Genomic DNA, 19136 nt, shown 5'->3' with positions numbered 1-19136 from the left:
TCCGAGGTCCAAGCAGACCCCCGACCTGAGTCTAGGATCAAAAACCGTCCGCAGTCTGTTTTGAAAAGTTGCTGAATCCCCTAGAATAAGGACATAAGGTTAAACAAGAAACACGGAAACAAAAAACAAGCAAGTTTTCAACAAACGAATGAAACGGCTCATTGAACAAATGCAGGGATTAGGCTAACAGCGATTAGGTTGAGGTTTTCAGAAATTAAAGTCGGGAAGGGCGGTGAACAACAATTATGAGAATGAACAAGGGAAATGGCTTGGCGATTGTGTTGATTGTACTTGGTGCACTAATGCTCTTCGGAAAATTAACACCATTGTTTGGACATCTGATGGGTTATCTGATTCCGGTCCTGATGATTGCACTGGGGTATTACGGAATTAAAAGAGGAAATGTAACACTTGGATGGATCGTTCTAATCATCGGTATCGTATCTCTAATGGGCAAACTTGCCTGGATGATCGGGCCGATTATCGCAATCGGATTGATTATCTTCGGTATCTCGATGCTGAGCAACAATCGCAATTCACGTCGCCGTTATTAAGTAAATTCACGATAAAGTAAAAGGAGGGACAGAACATAATGAGTGTATTTCGTCGAATGCGGGATATCACCGTAGCTAGTCTGAACGAACATCTGGAGCAAAGTCAGGACCCGGTTAAACTGATTGATCAGTTCCTGGTCTCGACCCGCCAAGACATTGGAGAAGCCGAAAAGCTTCGACACCAGTATGCGAGTCATACAAGACAAATGAAACAACAGGCAGATCAAGCCGCCGCTATGGTTAACAAACGAGAGGAACAGGCATCTATGGCTTTGAAAGCCGGAGAGGAACATCTCGCCAAGCTGGCTCTGCAGGAGAAAATTCTCCATGAGGAAAAAATGGATCAATACACTGAATTGTACGCTCAAAGCGCTGCTGCACTGCAGGAACTCGATGAACAAATCAATCAGTTGAAGGCAGAATATCAGAATGTGTATAGCAAACGTCAATATTACTATGCTCGGATGCAAACCATTCAGTTGCAACAACGAATGAATCAACGTGGAAACTACAGTGGTCAAAATGTACCCGGTATGTTTAACAAGCTTGATGACCAAGTCTCCGATCTCGAATATGAGGCGCAGAGCCTTCGGGAAATCAGGCGAATGGGTCAGGATGGTTCCGGTTTATCCGGTAACATGTCTTCCTCTGCACTGGACAAAGAGCTGGAGCGCTTGAAGCAAAAGCTCAATAACGATAAAAAGGAGTAGTCAAATGAATAAATTATACCGCTCAACGCGTAACCGTATGCTGACAGGTTTGATCGGCGGCATATCTGAAAATCTAGGATTAAGTACCACGCTGCTACGGATCATTTTCTTTATCAGTATCTTCGCAACGGGTGGTACATCTCTATTCATCTACTTCATCGCAGCATTGGTTGTACCTAAGGAGCCTAACTACGGAGATCCGTACGTATATGGTCCCGATCACAGTAGAGGTTACAAGTAAACGAAAGGAGCAAGCACATGAGCAAACTATACCGCTCAACGCGTGACCGAATGATGACCGGTCTAATCGGCGGCATATCCGAAGCTATTGGAATGGATTCTACGCTACTACGGATCATCTTCGTCATCAGTATCTTTGCAACTGGGGGCACGACGTTGTTAATCTACTTCATCGCTGCTCTCGTCGTACCAAAAGAGCCGTTTCCGCCATATGATCCATATGGTTACGGTCCAGGGGCGGGTGCTGGCAGAGGATATGGTGGATATGACCATCAGGCACCTAGAGATCCTTATAACAGCAACCCGAATCAACCGGGTTCCGGCTTTGGCCCTGGTCCAGGATACAACAGCAGACCGCATTCCGGCCCGCGTTCCTATGACAACAACACTTATGGCGCAGGAAGCCAGCACGAAAGTGAACTGGATTCCATGATGAAAGATATTGAGAAAAAAGCACTGAAAAAAGAAGTGGAAGAGCTTCGCCAAAAATTATCTCGTTACGAGAAGGGAGAAAAGTAAAATGGGAGTATTTAAACGGATTAAGGATATGACGAAGGCATCGGTAAATGATATGTTGGATAAAGTAGAAGATCCGATTGTAATGTTGAACCAGTACTTGCGTGATATGGAGGCAGAAATTCATGAGGCTGAGGTGACTGTGGCTAAACAAATGGCTAACGAGCGCCGCATGAAGCAACGTCTGGACGAAGCAGAACGTACTTCGGTACAACGGGAGTCCCAAGCTGAAGCTGCTCTGTCCAACGGTCAGGAGGAAGTAGCACGCAAACTGCTGGAAGAGAAAATCTATTTTGAACAAAAAATTGAGGAATACCGCGAACTGCACGCTCAATCTGAAGCACAAGCGAAAGATCTGTTGCAACAGCTGCATGATATGAAAGATGAATTCTACAAAATGCGCAACAAACGTAATGAGCTTGTATCCCGTGCACAGATGGCTAAAGCTAAGAAACAAATGTCTTCGATCAACAGCTTGCATTCCATTGAGAGCGGAAGCGCATCCCTTGGATTCCACCGCATGGAAGAGAAAATCATGCAACTTGAAGCTGAGGCAGATGTAGCTCGTGCACCATACCGCAATACTGGAGCTTCCTACACCAATCCGGTTGATCTGGAGAAACAATTCAAAGTGGATCAACAATTGCAGGCTCTGAAAAACAAAATGGGCAATGGTTCCAAGAACGAAGCGATCGATACTTCTAAAGAATAACTGTTCGCTTGCTGGACAATATGATATTCTATAGATCGTGTAGCCTATACGATTCGTAGAACAAAAGTTAAGCCATACAGGACTTCAGTGCCTGCTATGGCTTTTCCGTCGAATGAAGAAAATCCAGATCGTAGATGAACTTACAGAGGAGGTGCGGCAGAAATGAGTAAAAAAAGTCACTGGATTGCAGTCATTATTATTGTGGTTGGTTTTCTAATGCTCTTTAACCGGAATATGAACCTGCTGACGGCTGCCGCACTTATTTTGTTAACGGTTGGAATGCTTCAGATTCGAAAAGGAGAAACCAAAAAAGGGTATCGTTATCTTGGTGTTGGTGCAGCCCTGTTATTGCTAGATAACTTGATGATTGTCTTTATAATTGTACTCGCATCATTAGCTTATTTTTATTCCAAAAATAAAAAAATTCATCTACATGATGACGTTATGAAAAAACAGAATTTTATGGCTCGTTACTACTGGGATCAATCCTCCTGGAGGCTGCGCAGTATGAGCCTATGGCATGCCATTGGCGAGGTCAATGCAGATCTGTCCCTGTCTATTCCTGAGGAGAAACAAACGATTGTTCTCTTGCAAGGGGTTATGGGCAATGTACGTCTAACCCTGCCTGAAGATTACGGGGTTGAGATCGAGGCATCCGTGCTGTTTGGTCGAATCAATCTGATGGGTGAGCAGGATAATGGCATGATGAATAAATTGATGTGGAGAACTCCTGGATATGAATCCAGTGAATATAAAGTAAAGTTTGTTATTTCGTATATTGTTGGCGACTTAAATATTCATAATCCGTAGTACTAAGAAATGGATGAGGAAAAGGAGGAATCCCGGATGAAGGACAGAAAACATACCGATATGGTTACCCGAAGTATGCGTGAAGGGATCCTCCTTGTTTTCATTGTATTTGCTGTTATTTTATATGTATTGTATACATATGGTTATCTGGCTCCATTTGCAGGCTGGCGACATCTGATCCAATCCGGTCTGGCTCTGTTGCTTCTACTGATCGGAATCGGTGCCATATTTGGATTTTATCAGAGCTACAGGGTGAAAAGGCGGCTGGAGTTGCTAACGGAAACGTTACTGCAATGGGAAAAAGGTTCACTCTCCCGCACGGTACCTGACCTCGGTCAAGATGATGTCGGCCGGCTTAGTGAGCAATTGGGCCGAATCGGTAAAAAGTGGGAGGATCAGGTATCTTCTCTCCAGCGGTTGTCTACGAACAATGCACAGCTGGCCGAACAGGCCAGAATTACAGCCATTGTAGAGGAAAGACAACGACTTGCGCGGGAGCTACATGATGCGGTGTCGCAACAGCTATTTGCGATCTCGATGACAGCAACGGCGGTAGGCCGGAAGATGGAGAAGGATTTTGAACGGGCACAGCGTCAGGTTGCTCTAATTGAGGAAATGGCTTCGGTAGCTCAGTCCGAGATGAGGGCATTGCTGTTGCATCTTCGGCCAGTCTATCTGGAGGGAAAACAGCTGGAGCAGGGTTTGCGTGACCTGGTAATGGAACTGAAAACCAAAGTGCCAATGGAGATCGTGCTGGAGATGGACGAAGATATTCATCTAGTCAAAGGAATTGAGAACCATTTATTCCGGATCGTGCAAGAAGCGATGTCGAATACGTTGCGTCACGCAAAAGCGGAGAAAATGGAGATCAGGTTACAGCGCCGAATGGATGCGGTTCGGGTGTTGATTCGGGATGACGGTCAGGGCTTTGATCTGGATGAACAAAAGCAAGCCTCTTATGGTTTGGCGAATATGCGTGAACGGGTTACGGAGATTGGGGGAGCCATCCAATTTGTGACGGCACCTGGCAAAGGTACACGGATTGAGATCACGATCCCTTTGATGAACGATGAAAGCGAGGTAGAACATATCAATGGAACCGGAAGTCGAAACGGAGACGGAAACGTCGATCAGAGTATTGCTCGTGGATGATCACGAGATGGTACGTATAGGTCTTGCGGCGGTTTTGGATACCGAAGACGGCATCGAAGTGATTGGTGAAGCCGGAAGTGGGGAAGAAGGCATTCGGCTAGCACAAGAATATAAACCAGACGTCGTGCTCATGGACCTTGTCATGGAAGGCATGGATGGCATTGAGGCTACACGTCAGGTGCTCAAAATGAACCCGGATTGCAAAGTCATTGTACTGACCAGTTATCTGGATGATGAAAAGATGTATCCTGTCATTGAAGCAGGGGCCTTCAGCTATCTGCTGAAAACGTCCAGAGCCAATGAGGTAGCTGATGCGATTCGTGCTGCTGCTCGTGGACAGTCCGTTCTGGAGTCACAGGTAGCATCCAAGATGATGAATCGGTTCAGACAGCCGCAAGCTGCGGCACCTTTACATGAAGAACTGACCGATCGCGAGATGGATGTTCTGCGTTTGCTCGCCCAGGGCAAGTCCAATCAGGATATTGCGGACGAACTGATTATCGGCATTAAGACGGTTAAGTTCCATGTAACTAATTTACTGGCGAAATTGGATGTGGATGATCGGACACAGGCTGCGATCTATGCGTATAAGAACGGATTAGCCGAGTAAGAGGATGACGCAGCGGCAGGATGTGCGTTTGGAATATACAAAATGATAAGATATAGACAAATTTCAAGGTTAAGAAATAAAGGTTGTGAAGATAACAGGAAGCTCGGTCTGCCCTAATATGGTGGATGAGCTTTTTTTGTTTTGCTTCCGTAGAGAGAATTTGGAAGAAGGTATAGGTCAAGCCGGAAGAGGACATGCTGTTGATAGATTCATAGATTGGCAGAGCGAATGGGGGAATTCTCTTGGTAAAACGTTGGATGAATACAGGGGTCATTGCCATAGCCATTATAATTTTAATCGGAGTTACACAGGTATATGCAGCGAATGTAGAAGTAGAAACGAAAGGTTCTGATACCGAAGTGGCAGAACTGGAGCAACTGTTACATACAGCAGATGCAGTTATCAAATATGCAGATCAATGGGTGATCAAATGGCAAGTCGCAGGCCACGGGGATGCTCATTTGCAAGCTGTGAAGCTGGCAGCAGATCTGGGACTTGAAGCACCCGTTCAGGATGTTCAAACCGGACATGATGTCTATCGAAGCCAGGGAAAAGTTGGCGTTTCTGAATCCCCAATAGGGTTGTTGCTTAATGTGGCGAGTACAGAACAGGATGAATATTATGTGATCGTGCAGCTGGCAGGAAGAGCAAAACTGGATCACCAGACATTGCTTGCATCACATGAACAGGTGGGCGAGGCAATGAATAAACTCGGCTTGCAAGCAAGTTGGAATATGTCCGTGCAGGGCAAGTGGAGTGAAACGAGTGAAGGAAATGACATAACATCTACTATAGATGCATCAAGTCCGGTTCAGGCTGGTGCAGAGATAAAGGCAAGTGAACAGTTAGCAGCGCTCGAAGCCAAGCTCTCTCGTGAAGTAAATATGAAGGAAGTTGAGCGTTATGAGGATGGAGCTACAGCCAGTGTTTCGTATCAGGCGACAGAGTTACCTTTGGAGATTCTGAGCGGCTCACACCTATTAAATATGCAGCTTGCGGTACATCAAGTTAGTGGGCAGGATGATGCGCGTGTTACTGTCGGTTTTCCGGTGATCACGATTGAATATTAAATGATGGAGGTAATGATATTGTAGCTGAATCCTTGCAGGTGATATGCTAAAATAACATCACATCCAAGTTGGGACTTGCTGGTAATTGTCATTTAGTTTAATCAGATCGACTGAACTGAACACTATTACATAGCTCGGGAAGCGGATAAGAAGGTCTTCCCGGAGGAAAGAGGAGCCTATGGACAATAAACAGATGCAAAATGAAGTACAGACACCAGGTGCAGTGTTTTTCATTTTTGGAGCAACGGGAGATTTGGCCCGCCGGAAGTTGTTTCCGGCCATCTACAGTTTATACCGTGAAGGCAAGCTTGCTGATGACTTTGCGGTTATTGGCGTAGCCAGACGTCCGAGGTCACAGGAACAGTTCCGGGACGATCTTCTTGAATCTATCCAGGAATTCTGCCGTTACCCGGCAGGGGATTCGCAGGAGTGGAACGCTTTTGCCGAGCATTTTGAATACAAATCATTGGACATCAACAACGTGGACGGGTTCCGGGAACTGCGGGAGCAGACCGAACATTTGGAGACTAAGTTCAAAACACCGGGAAATCGGCTGTTCTATCTGGCACTGGCGCCTGAGTTGTTTGGTAGTGTGTCGTACAGTTTAAGAGATGGCGGCATGCTGGAGAGCAGTGGATGGAATCGTCTGGTGATTGAGAAGCCGTTCGGATATGATCTGCCATCGGCCGAGAAGCTGAATGAACAGATTCGCGAGGTGTTTAAGGAAGAGGAAATCTATCGGATTGATCACTACCTGGGCAAGGAAATGGTGCAAAATATCGAAGTGATTCGCTTCGGGAACGCCTTCTTCGAACCGCTCTGGAACAATAAACACATCGCCAATGTTCAGATTACACTAGGTGAGACAGTTGGTGTAGAGGAGCGTGGAGGATACTATGATCACTCCGGTGCACTCCGTGATATGGGACAGAATCATATGTTGCAGATGCTGACGATGATTGCGATGGAGCCGCCAAGCCGTCTGTTCCCGGAGGATATCCGGGATGAGAAGGTGAAGGTGCTCCGTTCGTTGCGTGAGTTTACGTCGGATGAAGATGTGCGTAACAACGTTGTACGTGCTCAGTATTCAGAAGGAGAGTCCCGAGGCAAACAGCTTCCGGGCTACCGTCAGGAAGACAAGGTTGATCCGGAGTCCAATACGGAGACGTATTTTGCAGCACGTGTATTCGTAGATAATTTTCGCTGGGCTGGTGTGCCGTTCTACATTCGGACAGGCAAACGTCTGCCGGTGAAAACAACGGAAATTGTGGTTGAATTCAAATCGATGCCGAACAACGTATACCTCGGTAAAAAATATAAGCTGGAGCCGAATCTGCTCGTGATTCGGGTAAATCCGATGGAAGGCATTTATATTAAAATTAATGCCAAAAAGCCGGGCTCGGATTCCGAGATTCAGCCCCTGGCGATGGACTTCTGTCAGAGCTGCATGATCGGAATCAACTCGCCCGAAGCTTATGAGCGCCTGCTGCATGATGCAGCAGAAGGCGACTCAACATACTTCACCCGCTGGGATGAAGTGGCGACCGCATGGTCTTTTGTTGACCGGATCGCGGCCGCTTGGGGGCGTAATCAGGGTGAACTTCACACGTATCCCGCAGGAACGTGGGGCCCGGAGGAGACAGCGAAGTTGCTGGAGCAGGATGGTTTCCACTGGTGGCCGGTGAATGGGCAGGATGAGGATAGCGTCATTTGGCATGTGAATGGTTAAGCTCATGAGGGAATCGACCATAAAGGAATTTAAAGGTTATTAAGGGATAACACGAATGTTCAGGTGGTTTTCCATCGGATTGCTCTGTGTAACTCCCTTTAGTTCGAATATCTGTGTTAGAAAAGGGCCTTGGAAGATCGCATGAGAGATGCGGTCTTTCAGGCTTTTTTCTGTTGATAGTGAATCGAATTCAAGGACATAGAAGTAGATCCAAAGAGGTTCCACCCAAAGGAAATAAATGATTTAAATTAAGTTGTTGACAAAAAGTAAGTGAATAACTTATACTCAACACATGAGTTAAAGAGTTAAGCAAAAAACCTGCTGCGTTCGGTCAAAAAAAATGATATATAAATCCGACGCAGAGGAACATTCATGAGATAAAAGGTAAACCAGTTGAAGGGGTTTGCGGGCAGACAGTATCATGAAAAAATTTTCGCATAATATCTTTAATCTAAGAATACTATTTTGTATATATCGAATGGAGGAAAAGAAAATGATGTTGGATGTAGGGTTGTTGTTGATTCGTTTGGTGATTGGTTTGTCGTTCATGGCGCACGGGGCACAGAAGCTGTTTGGATGGTTCGGGGGTTACGGCATCAAAGGTACAGGCGGTTGGTTTGAATCGATGGGCATGAAACCTGGTGCACTCGTTGCTTTGCTGGCAGGACTTGCTGAATTCGGCGGGGGCTTGCTTCTGGCGCTGGGTCTGCTGACACCGGTAGGGGGCATCCTGATCGCACTGACCATGGTGATTGCCATCGTTAAGGTACACGGTGCTAACGGTTACTGGTCTACACAGAACGGATTTGAGTATAACCTCGCCATCCTTGTGGTGGGTGTAGCTCTGGCTCTGACAGGCGGCGGGCAATATGCGCTGGATGCACTGATTTTCTAAAATCGAATGATCTGTAAGACATGAGAGGAACCCGGATGCCAGTTACATGGCGGAAGGGTTCTTTTTTTTGCGAAGAAAAGTGTTGAATTGGTGGAACGTAATCGGTTATTTTCGGCACAGATTATGGTACAATAGGAGAGTTGAATTGAGAACGAGGGAAAAAGCATGAATGGAAGCACCGATCTGAAAGGATGAACTCCATTGTAAATGTGTAAAATGAATTTATCGTGTACCTCTGATGATGAGGATGACATGCGAGTTTTATAATCAACCGGCTTAGCCGGGTGGCATAAAGTTTTAGATTTTACAACTACGTTTGAAAGTTTACCAAGTGACTCTATGGACGACCGGCGCTGGCCGGATTAACGTGAATGAACGGATGAAAGGGATAGACGCTATGAGCAAAGCTGCAAATAACATTCTTCAAAAGGAAGTGGACAAACGTCGCACGTTTGCCATTATCTCTCACCCCGATGCGGGTAAAACAACTTTGACCGAGAAGCTACTGTTGTTCGGGGGCGCGATTCGCCTTGCAGGAACGGTTAAAGCCCGGAAAGCAAGCAAACACGCGACAAGTGACTGGATGGAAATCGAGAAACAGCGGGGGATCTCGGTTACGTCCTCTGTCATGCAGTTCGATTATCTGGATCATCGGGTTAACATTTTGGATACTCCAGGTCACCAAGACTTCAGTGAGGACACGTATCGTACACTGACAGCTGCCGACAGCGCGGTGATGTTGATTGACGTGGCAAAAGGTGTCGAGGCACAGACGATCAAACTGTTCCAGGTATGTGCGAAGCGTGGTATTCCGATCTTTACGTTTATCAACAAACTGGACCGTGAGGGACAAAGTCCGTTTGACCTGATGGAAGAACTGGAAAACGTACTGGGTATTCGCTCCGTGCCTATGAACTGGCCGATCGGTACAGGCCGTGATCTGTGCGGTGTATACGACCGGATGAAAAATCAGGTGGAGCTGTTCCAAGGCGACGATCATTCGACGATCAAAGTGCAAAAAGTCGATGGATACAAAGATCCGATTATCCGCGAGATGGCGGGTGAGTACCTGCATGATCAGCTATGTCAGGAGCTTGAGCTTCTGGATGTAGCAGGTGACCCGTTTGATATGGAAAAGGTGCAGAAGGGTGAACTGACTCCGATTTTCTTCGGCAGTGCCATCAACAATTTTGGTGTGCAGACGTTCCTCGAAAATTTCCTGGAGCTGGCTCCGAAGCCGGAACCACGCCGCAGTACCGCTGGCGAAATTGAACCAACGAATGAGAAGTTCACGGGTTATGTGTTCAAAATTCAGGCGAATATGAACCCTGCGCACCGCGACCGGATCGCGTTCTTGCGGATTGTGTCCGGTAAGTTCGAGCGCGGCATGAGCGTGAAGCATAATCGTGTAGGCAAAGAAATTAAGCTGTCCCAACCGCAGCAATTCCTGGCACAGGATCGGGATATCGTCGAAGAGGCTTATGCTGGCGACATCATTGGTCTGTTCGATCCCGGTATCTTCCGGATTGGAGATTCGCTCAGTCAGGGCAGTGAAGTCATATTTGATGAATTGCCAACGTTTTCGCCAGAAATTTTTGCGAAGGTAACGGTTAAAAATGCCTTGAAACACAAACAGTATCAAAAAGGGATCGATCAGCTTACGGAGGAAGGTACGATTCAGGTCTTTAACACGGTGAGCTTTGATGAGACCATTCTGGGCGTAGTCGGTCAGCTCCAGTTCGAGGTATTCGAATACCGGATGAAGGGTGAATACGGGGTTGATGTGCAGTTGCAACGGATGCAGTATCAGTTTGCCCGCTGGATCGTGGACGAAAACTTAGACCCGAGTAAATTCCGGATTAACTCTGCCCTGGTAAAAGATAAAAAAGGAAACTATGTTGTACTGTTCGAGAATGAGTATGCGATGAGAACGGCGATCGATAAAAATCCAACGGCAAAGTTCCTTGAAACCGCGCCTTAATGTTATCTTGATATAATGAAATCCCTCCGCCAGTTGGTGGAGGGATTTTTTTGCTTTACCCTTACCGATCTCGGCGGGATTGATCCTGCCGGGTTAGGGGGATTTTTTTGCAGACAGAACAAACGGTTTGATGGTTCCCTTCATCCGCTAGTGCTTCGGTTAACGAAGCGGTTGAACGGGAATGGTGTGCAGATGCTCCTGCGCGATCTGAATCAGTTCCTCCTGCTTGGCAGGCTCTGTGTTCTTCCAGATCATCTCGAAAATGGCGCCAAGTCCAGGCAACGCTGCTTCAGGTCCGTCCACTGAACCTTCGATCATCTCCCGGAGCTGGTCATCGCTTTTGTCATGAACCTTATGAACAATCGCTTCACGCAGGCTTAATGTAATGGGCATCGCAATTCCCTCCTTGGTTTATTCGGCTGCTATATTACTGTTCCCTGTGGAGGGTGAGCGCATTCAAGTTTTTCCGTCTTTGTGGTATACTACGAAGGATTATTTACGTTGGCATCGTACAGGAATTGGTACGTCTTGCCGTAATGCAGCGGGAGGTTAAATACCCTGATGGCGAAGAAACAATATGCTGTAATCGGTATGGGACGATTCGGATCAAGTATAGCGAATGCGCTGAGCGGCATGGGATTTGACGTGCTGGCAATTGATGCGAACGAGCAGCGGACGCAGGAAATGTCCAATGTGGTGACCCATGCGGTATCGGCGGATTCAACGGATGAAGAAGCGCTGCGAGCGCTGGGCATACGTAATTTTGACGTTGTCGTTGTAGCGATTGGCGAAGATATACAGGCGAGTATTTTGACCACGTTGATATTGAAGGATATGGGCGTACCCGTTCTGATTGTGAAAGCTCAAAATGAGTTACACGGCAAGGTATTGCAGAAGATTGGTGCGGATAAAGTGATTTACCCGGAACGGGATATGGGGCTGCGTGTAGCGCATCACTTAACATCACCCAACATTCTGGACTATATTGAGTTATCCGAGGATTACAGCATTCTCGAGATGAGAGCATCCGAGCAGATGATTGGCAAAAACCTGCTGGAGCTGAACATTCGGGCACGTTTCGGCTGTAATGTCATGGCCATCAAAAGCGGGGGTTCGATGAACATCTCTCCTTATGCCGAGGATCGGATCGCAGATGGAGATGTGCTGGTTATTGTGGGGCACAAGGATCATCTGACCAAGCTTGAGCTGGCCTATCCGAAGTGATTAAACAACATAGGACATTGAAACGAAGAGTAGGCTCGGGCAGTTTGTGAGCAGAGTTCTGTAGGTTGAAATAGTGAGCCCGCAAACGGGAAGGATGGAACGATGGATATTGTATCACCACAAAATACACGTGTAAAAGAATGGGCACAGTTGCTGGAGAAAAAGCATCGAACCCGTCAACATAAATATATAATCGAGGGTATTCATCTCGTACAGGAAGCGCTACGTGCCGGAGCTGATCTGGAGTGTATCGTATACGACGGTGAGCAGGGAGTGCCGATAGAATTGGCTGGATTGGAAAATCCATTGAAGCGAGTCGAGTGGGTCAGTGTGTCTCCTGCCGTGATCGCCAAATGTACGGATACGATGACCCCTCAGCCGATATTTGCGATTGTGCGAAAAAGCAAAGAGCCACTGCAAAGTCTGATTGCAGAACGGCAAGGATTGGTCGTTGTACTGGACGGTGTGCAAGATCCCGGTAATGTTGGCACGATTATTCGCAGTGCGGATGCTGCCGGAGCGGCAGGTGTCGTTCTTGGCGCTGGTTGTGCGGATGTGTACAATCCGAAGACGATTCGATCAACGATGGGCTCTTTGTTCCATTTGCCCATTGTGGAGGGAGAATTGCAGACTTTGCTTCCTGAAGCCAAAGCCGCAGGTGTGAGGCTGGTTAGCACTTCTTTGCAGGCAGAGCATTCGTGCTATAGTTATGATTTTACTCAGCCGGTGTGGCTTGTCATTGGCAATGAGGGCAAGGGCATCTCAGATACCACGGCACAGCTCGTGGATGACGCAATTACGATTCCAATGCAAGGACAAGCCGAGTCGCTTAATGCCGCGATGGCAGCAACGATTCTGTTGTTTGAAGCGATGCGGCAACGGATGGGTTGAAAGCATACCTATCCCATCCCTATTATTACATCTACGAAATGACTGGTGACTGGAGAAGTTTGAGAACTTTCTTGAGGGAATTCTAGTCTTTTTGGTAATTATGTGTTGCATTGAACGACCTATTCCACCTTCAATTGAAGTGTCTGGAATAGGTTTTATTTTTTTGAAGGTTGAATCTATTGAATTAATTTAACGATATCATAGTTCTAAACCATATAGTATCAGCAGAAAGGGAATGGGAAATGAGTGAAGAAAACAAGTACATAACATAACATTGCGAATATTGGTGAAGCTGACCTTGGCTGGAGATCATGAAGCTTATGGGGAGTTATATGAAAAAACTGTTCACTTCTTTCAAGAGGGAATGGATTGTAGTTTGCATAGGAGGGCCTGTCTAAACGAGTTGAAATGAAAATATTGTAAGTACAAGAATGCTGTGATAATCTGTTGCAGTGGGATTGAAAAAAAATCCACTAAAAATTTTGCGACTTTGTTGCGAAGGGAAGATTTATTTGAGAAAATGGAGCAGTTTGTTAGTAGCAGGCCTCATATTTAGTAATTCCTTAGGCATGGGAGTTCATGCCGAGTCAGGGCCAAAAGAGCAGGGCAATAATTATTCAGGTACAGTAACGACTGTTCTGAAAGATATTGAAAATCATTGGGCTAAAGAATCGATAACTCGATGGATGGATCGAGGTGTGGTTCAAGGGAAGGAAAATCATTTATTTGCTCCAAATCAACAAATTACACGGGCTGAGTGGGTATCGATGATTAACCGTATTTTTCAATATCAGAAGAATGGTGAGACCAGCTTTTCGGATGTATCGTTATCCAAGTGGTATCATGAAGATATTGTAGCAGCTAGTGCTAACGGTTACATCATGGGGTATGAAGATGGAACTTTTAAACCCGATGGGATCATTACTAGGGCTGAGGCCGCTGTTACTCTTTCGCGTATTTTTAATTGGGAAGGTTCACCTACTTCTACGTTTCATGATGATATGGATATTAAGCAGTGGAGTAAAGAAGCAGTATCGGCAGCGGCTCATAGAAAGATTATACTAGGTTATGAAAATGGAGCCTTCCTCCCCGAGAAGACGTTAACAAGAGCTGAAGCCATCTCTATCTTGAGTCGTGCTTTTGAAGGTTATGGAACATGGTATGAAAAAGCTGGAGAATATGGTCAACTGGACCCAAACCACAAAAGTGTTGAGAAAAATGTAATTATTAATGGTTCAGGTATTACATTAAACAATATGACTATTGATGGCGATCTGATTATAGGGAAAAATGTAGGTCGTGGTGATGTCTATTTAAAGAATGTAGAAGTGAAAGGCAACACATATGTATACGGTGGAGGAGAGCACAGTGTTCACGTTGAGAACAGCAGATTAATCAAAGTTATTGTACATAAACTGGATGGCAGCGTAAGGTTAGCCGTTGGTGGAAAGACAACGATTCAAGATATCGTTGTTCAAAGTTCTGCAATTATCGAACCATTGCAAGGCGTAGTAATTAAAAACACCACCATTTCAGATCAACTTGAGGAAAATCAAAATGTTTTATTAAAGGGAGACTTTGAGAAGGTTAAAGTCGATGCTCCAAATCTATCTATTCTAATTCCAGAGGGGACAATTAAAGATCTTGAATTTACTCACTCTTCAAAAGGAACCTCTGTAAATCAGGATCAGGATAGTAAAATTTTGTCCGCTGTTCTGAATGCTGCGGTTAAGATTCAAGGTAAAGGAAAGATCCTTGAGGCTATAATTAATTCCTCTGGTGTTAGTTTAGATCAAGCACCGAATCAAGTAAAATTGGGAAAAGATATTACCAAAGATACAACACTGCAAATTGGTGGTTCGAATCGAAGTGTTAGTTCGATGGGAAATTCAACAGTGCTGCCACCAGCTATCAATACAGGTAGTGCGACTGTAGATACGTCTGGTAGTGGTGGCGGACAATCATCGTCACCAACGACACCGGTGACACCATCTCCTGTGGAAATTGTAGGGGAGGAATATGGTGCAAGGGACGATGGGGATATGTTTTGGCCAGGAATAGAATCGACCACGGTCACAGCAGGTGAATCTATTCATGTATATAGCCCTAGATCCGGAAATGTTTATATATCTACACTGGAAGTTACGAGTCAAAATCCTGTCGAATTACAAGAGGCAATCCGTACAGGTCAAGCTATGAAGTTTCCGATTAAAGCGAATGTTAGAACATCAATCCCGATCTCTTTGATGAAAGGGTATGATCAATTTGGGGTATTGGTTATTGATGAAAAAGGAAATTCAACGTTTAGAACCTATCTTCGTGCCTTGGATGGAACTGGAGAAAAATTAGTTAGAAAAGATGCTTTAATTGGACTAATATGGAAAGAGAACTTTGAACTATATGAGGTTCACTTCAATCGTTTTATTAAAGCTAATGGTGTGGAGAACTTGAAAGATTATATACGTGTTTCAGAAGGCTCCAATGACGAAGACTTTACTCCACTCGCTGAGGGCGATCAGGTTGAGATTAGAGATAATGCACTGGTGATTAAAACAAAAATTCCAATGCGCGGCAAGAATCTACGTATTCTTGAAGGTGCTGTTACTACAACGGATAATGATTATACCAATGAAACTATAACCTGGGACAACATCAGATCTCTTACACGAGCTACATTTGCGGATAAACCTAATGAAGAATTTATTACACTACCCGTTGGCAGTGTCATTAAATTCAATGTGAATTATGGTGGAGAGGATGCTTATTTCGTTAAAGAAAACTTAGCAAACGTTGAGGCTTTTGAAGAAGCGGTTGCTGATGGAACAGGATTAAAATTGAGCATTCCTGAAGATGGGACTGATCAGACGTATGAGTTCGATACAGCAAACTTTCTACCGGGAGACTATGTAATACGTGTGATGGATGCTTACATCCTATCTGTTCATTTAACTGCTAAATAATGGGAGTTTAAAGGTGGAGATTAATTTCTTCACCTTTTTGTAATGTTTCCCATCTAACGGCGACTTCTCATCCTCAATCGATATTGGTGCGGTGTGGTGCCAGTGGCTTTACGAAATACTTTGCAAAAATAAGAGGGACTAGACATGCCGACACGGTGGCCGATCTCAGGAATGGATAGGGATGTACGGCCGAGCAGTACGCAGGCTTGACGAATACGGGTGACCTGAGCATATGCAATAATGCTGGTGCCGGTTGCCTTTTTAAACACATGCGACAGGTGATAGGGAGATAGATGCAACTCACTCGCAATGTGTTCTAAACGAAAAGGTTCCGCGTAGTGTTGCTCAATCCACTGCATGGTTGCTTGGGCGTGGGGATCGATGATATCTGAATGACCTGTTGGTTGGTTTGACAAATACTGATCCGGGAGACGAGCTGTTGCGTTCCGGATATGACGTAGTTGCGTCAGTACATCCAGTACAAAAAGACAAGCATCTTCAGCAAGCTCATGAGGTAATAACTCAGGGTATTGCTCGCCGAAATGTTCCATTCGCTGAATGAGTGGTGAATCCGGTAAGAGAAAGATCGGTTGAATAGAATGCTGATCGTTGAGAAGGTGCTCGGTAAAATGATGCGTGGTTATGAAGTGTGGCCAATATGCGTGTAGTAACTCTAACTCCACCATAAGCACCGTGCGTACAAATGGGTGTGCTTCGGATACCTGAATTTGCACATGGTGCATCTGAAAGGGGCGGAAAATCATAAGTGTACCCGGTTCAAGCGGAAATACCTGTCCTTCGGTAATCAACTGCCCGTAACCGTCATGAATATAAGTTAATTCCAGCTGTGAATGAGCATGAAAAACCTCACGAAAGGTTGCACGGGTTGTACGGCGACATACCAGGCTAAATTGTCTATCACTTATATGTGACATAGAACTCGGATGACCTCCCTTACCATCGCAAGATAGTTATATTTTATCACAGAATACATGCATAAAAGCGCTCTATTCTGAGGTATTGTGAAGAAACTAAGGGAGGGATAGAGTGATGATTAATGTAGTTATAATTGGTGCGGGTGCGATTAGTAATGCGCATATCTCTGCGTATATGAAGTTCCCGGAGCGGTGCCGGATTGTGGCAGTGGTCGATGTGTATATGGAAAAAGCGCAAAAACGAATCGAAGAATACGGACTACACGATGCTGTGGCAGTAGCGGATTACCATGAACTACTTCAAAACGATATTGATCTTGTATCGATCTGCACACCTCCGTATACTCATGCTTCCATCGCGTGTGATTTTATGAAAGCCGGCAAACATGTATTGGTTGAAAAACCGATGGCTTCCTCATTAGAAGAAGCGGATCAGATGCTGAAAGCAGCGCAGGATAGCGGCACATTGCTATCGGTTATTGCCCAGAATCGGTTTACCACCCCCATGATGAAGCTTAAAAGTATACTGGATAGCCGGCACATGGGGGCAATTCTCCATGTTCAAGTCGACTCCTACTGGTGGCGGGGACATTCCTATTATGATCTGTGGTGGCGAGGGACCTGGGAAAAAGAAGGTGGCGGCTGTACGCTTAACCATGCGGTACATCATATAGATGCCATGCTCTGGATGATGGGGGCACCCATCGAAGTGCAGGCGATGATGGCCAATACGGCGCATGATAACGCCGAGGTGGAGGACATATCCATGGCGATGCTACGCTTCAGCCAAGGAGCAGTGGGCATGATTACAAGTTCCGTGGTACATCACGGAGAGGAGCAGCAGTTGATTTTTCAAGGAAAAGAAGCCCGCGTGTCTGTTCCCTGGAAAGTAGTCGCATCCACTTCGCAAAGTCATGGATTCCCCGAACCTAATCCGGATCTCGAACGGCAGCTTCAACAGCAGTATGATGCATTGCCGGAAGTTATTCATTCAGGTCACACCGGACAGGTGGAGAATGTGCTGGATGCTATAGAGAAGGGCACAACGCTAGTAGTTGATGGAGAGAGTGGACGGGATACACTGGAGCTAATTGTTGGGATATATAAGTCTGCAAGTACGGGCGAGAAGGTAGTTTTTCCAATACCATCGGACGATACATTTTATTCCAGAGAGAGTATGATGCGGCATGTGGTTCACTTTTATGAGAAGAAGTCGTCTGTTGATAATTTTGAGGATATAGGTATTACGCTTGGACGCAGATTGGATGAAGAGTAATCGTCTTATGTAAATCAGATCCCCTTTCGAGTAACTGAAAGGGGATCTGTTTTTAGATGTTACTCTAGAAATTAGCTAAAATGCATCCTTTAGTGATGATTTTACGATGATTTCGTAGACTACCTGTGTTTTATCATCAAGCAGAAACGCGATCATACTTACATCTTCCATATTTGATATACGATCATAGATTGAAATATCCCGATAAGTAGCATCATTCATCTTCTTATAGTGATAATCGATGATCCCATTTCCTCTTACTCCAGATGATCCATATCGGCTTATAACGTCGGATATAGTGCTTTCACCCAATACAATTCCTTTTTTCGTAAGTCGTGAGACACCTGGTTGAATGGAATCTTCTTCATATAAGTATGTTTTCCAGCCATCTAATTCTCCATTTTGGTTAAAGTGAGCATTGAATAACGGATACATGTCGTCATCAAAAATACTCTTCCCTGAAGATTTACCAAATTGTGCATCAATGGATTTTTTTGAGTCTCCAAATCTGAGTTCTGAATTATTGCCCTGAATGACCAAATTAAAGTCCTCATCAGTGACAGGTTCTGTACTAAAATCAGGAATCACCTCAGGAGGTGTATCCACTAGTTCAGGCAGAAGACGGAGGTTCGTAGGGATTTTTGGTCTTTGCTCAATGGTTAGTTTTCCATGTAAAGCAAGTTCACGTATCCATTGAAGGGCCTCTGCTCTCGTAAGTGTACTTTCACCATCAAACTGCTGCGGAGAAGTTGCTTTGCTATTGGCTAATCCTTGTCCGATCAGGTAGGTGACCGCATATTGGCCAGTATAGTGAACACCTTGAGATTTAGTGATGATTTCGGCAACACGTAGTTTTGTAATCGGTCTCATT

Annotated in this window: 19 protein-coding genes; 16 read left to right on the top strand and 3 right to left on the bottom strand. The window is 45.3% G+C overall.

What is annotated here, in order from left to right:
- Positions 1-245: 245 nt before the first annotated feature.
- The 12 genes from M3629_RS18425 (at position 246) to M3629_RS18370 (ending at position 10979) form a co-directional block, all read left to right on the top strand.
- Positions 246-554 (top strand): LiaF transmembrane domain-containing protein, encoded by a 309-nt coding sequence (locus tag M3629_RS18425; protein WP_251509232.1) that lies wholly within the window; start codon positions 246-248, stop codon positions 552-554.
- A gap of 38 nt (positions 555-592) precedes the next feature.
- Positions 593-1264: a PspA/IM30 family protein gene (locus M3629_RS18420; protein ID WP_251509230.1), complete on the top strand. Its 672-nt coding sequence runs from the start codon at positions 593-595 to the stop codon at positions 1262-1264.
- Positions 1265-1268: 4 nt separating this feature from the next.
- Positions 1269-1505, top strand: coding sequence for a PspC domain-containing protein (locus M3629_RS18415; protein WP_251509228.1), 237 nt, complete (start codon positions 1269-1271; stop codon positions 1503-1505).
- A 17-nt stretch (positions 1506-1522) separates the two neighbouring features.
- The gene (locus M3629_RS18410; RefSeq protein ID WP_251509225.1) at positions 1523-2023 is read left to right on the top strand and encodes a PspC domain-containing protein; all 501 of its coding nucleotides are present in this window, start codon (positions 1523-1525) and stop codon (positions 2021-2023) included.
- Between the two features lies 1 nt (position 2024).
- Positions 2025-2732, top strand: a complete 708-nt coding sequence (locus tag M3629_RS18405; RefSeq protein ID WP_251509217.1) for a PspA/IM30 family protein — start codon at positions 2025-2027, stop codon at positions 2730-2732.
- A 162-nt stretch (positions 2733-2894) separates the two neighbouring features.
- The gene (liaF, locus tag M3629_RS18400; protein ID WP_251509211.1) at positions 2895-3542 is read left to right on the top strand and encodes a cell wall-active antibiotics response protein LiaF; all 648 of its coding nucleotides are present in this window, start codon (positions 2895-2897) and stop codon (positions 3540-3542) included.
- 36 nt (positions 3543-3578) lie between these two features.
- Positions 3579-4694: a sensor histidine kinase gene (locus tag M3629_RS18395; RefSeq protein WP_251509210.1), complete on the top strand. Its 1116-nt coding sequence runs from the start codon at positions 3579-3581 to the stop codon at positions 4692-4694.
- Positions 4636-5304 carry a response regulator transcription factor gene (locus M3629_RS18390; RefSeq protein WP_251509208.1) on the top strand — a complete coding sequence of 223 codons (669 nt, stop codon included), beginning with the start codon at positions 4636-4638 and terminating at the stop codon, positions 5302-5304. The genes M3629_RS18395 and M3629_RS18390 overlap by 59 nt, the downstream gene beginning before the upstream one ends.
- Positions 5305-5546: 242 nt before the next feature.
- Positions 5547-6374: a YwmB family TATA-box binding protein gene (locus tag M3629_RS18385; protein WP_251509206.1), complete on the top strand. Its 828-nt coding sequence runs from the start codon at positions 5547-5549 to the stop codon at positions 6372-6374.
- Positions 6375-6552: 178 nt separating this feature from the next.
- Positions 6553-8103, top strand: a complete 1551-nt coding sequence (gene zwf / locus M3629_RS18380) for a glucose-6-phosphate dehydrogenase (protein WP_251509204.1) — start codon at positions 6553-6555, stop codon at positions 8101-8103.
- Between the two features lie 496 nt (positions 8104-8599).
- Positions 8600-8998 (top strand): DoxX family protein, encoded by a 399-nt coding sequence (locus M3629_RS18375; RefSeq protein ID WP_053783291.1) that lies wholly within the window; start codon positions 8600-8602, stop codon positions 8996-8998.
- A 397-nt stretch (positions 8999-9395) separates the two neighbouring features.
- Entirely contained in the window at positions 9396-10979 is a 1584-nt protein-coding gene (locus M3629_RS18370; protein WP_251509277.1) for a peptide chain release factor 3, read from the top strand.
- A gap of 159 nt (positions 10980-11138) precedes the next feature.
- On the opposite strand, the gene sspI is transcribed toward M3629_RS18370, so the two are convergent.
- The gene (sspI, locus tag M3629_RS18365; RefSeq protein ID WP_036673259.1) at positions 11139-11372 is read right to left on the bottom strand and encodes a small acid-soluble spore protein SspI; all 234 of its coding nucleotides are present in this window, start codon (positions 11370-11372) and stop codon (positions 11139-11141) included.
- 168 nt (positions 11373-11540) lie between these two features.
- On the opposite strand from sspI, the gene M3629_RS18360 reads away from it, so the two are divergent.
- The 3 genes from M3629_RS18360 (at position 11541) to M3629_RS18350 (ending at position 16054) form a co-directional block, all read left to right on the top strand.
- Positions 11541-12203, top strand: coding sequence for a potassium channel family protein (locus M3629_RS18360; protein ID WP_251509202.1), 663 nt, complete (start codon positions 11541-11543; stop codon positions 12201-12203).
- Between the two features lie 102 nt (positions 12204-12305).
- The gene (locus M3629_RS18355; RefSeq protein ID WP_251509200.1) at positions 12306-13094 is read left to right on the top strand and encodes a TrmH family RNA methyltransferase; all 789 of its coding nucleotides are present in this window, start codon (positions 12306-12308) and stop codon (positions 13092-13094) included.
- Positions 13095-13606: 512 nt separating this feature from the next.
- Positions 13607-16054 carry an S-layer homology domain-containing protein gene (locus M3629_RS18350; protein ID WP_251509198.1) on the top strand — a complete coding sequence of 816 codons (2448 nt, stop codon included), beginning with the start codon at positions 13607-13609 and terminating at the stop codon, positions 16052-16054.
- 53 nt (positions 16055-16107) lie between these two features.
- On the opposite strand, the gene M3629_RS18345 is transcribed toward M3629_RS18350, so the two are convergent.
- Positions 16108-16989, bottom strand: a complete 882-nt coding sequence (locus M3629_RS18345) for an AraC family transcriptional regulator (RefSeq protein WP_251509196.1) — start codon at positions 16987-16989, stop codon at positions 16108-16110.
- Between the two features lie 115 nt (positions 16990-17104).
- Between M3629_RS18345 and M3629_RS18340 the strand changes: the two genes are divergently transcribed.
- Positions 17105-18265 carry a Gfo/Idh/MocA family protein gene (locus tag M3629_RS18340; protein ID WP_251509194.1) on the top strand — a complete coding sequence of 387 codons (1161 nt, stop codon included), beginning with the start codon at positions 17105-17107 and terminating at the stop codon, positions 18263-18265.
- Positions 18266-18340: 75 nt separating this feature from the next.
- On the opposite strand, the gene M3629_RS18335 is transcribed toward M3629_RS18340, so the two are convergent.
- Complete coding sequence (locus tag M3629_RS18335) at positions 18341-19135, bottom strand: hypothetical protein (protein WP_251509192.1); 795 nt, start codon at positions 19133-19135, stop codon at positions 18341-18343.
- Between the last annotated feature and the right edge of the window lies 1 nt (position 19136).

The organism is Paenibacillus polysaccharolyticus (assembly GCF_023714295.1).
In the GTDB taxonomy this organism is placed as follows: domain Bacteria; phylum Bacillota; class Bacilli; order Paenibacillales; family Paenibacillaceae; genus Paenibacillus; species Paenibacillus polysaccharolyticus_A.
This window is presented reverse-complemented; position numbering and strand designations above follow the sequence as displayed.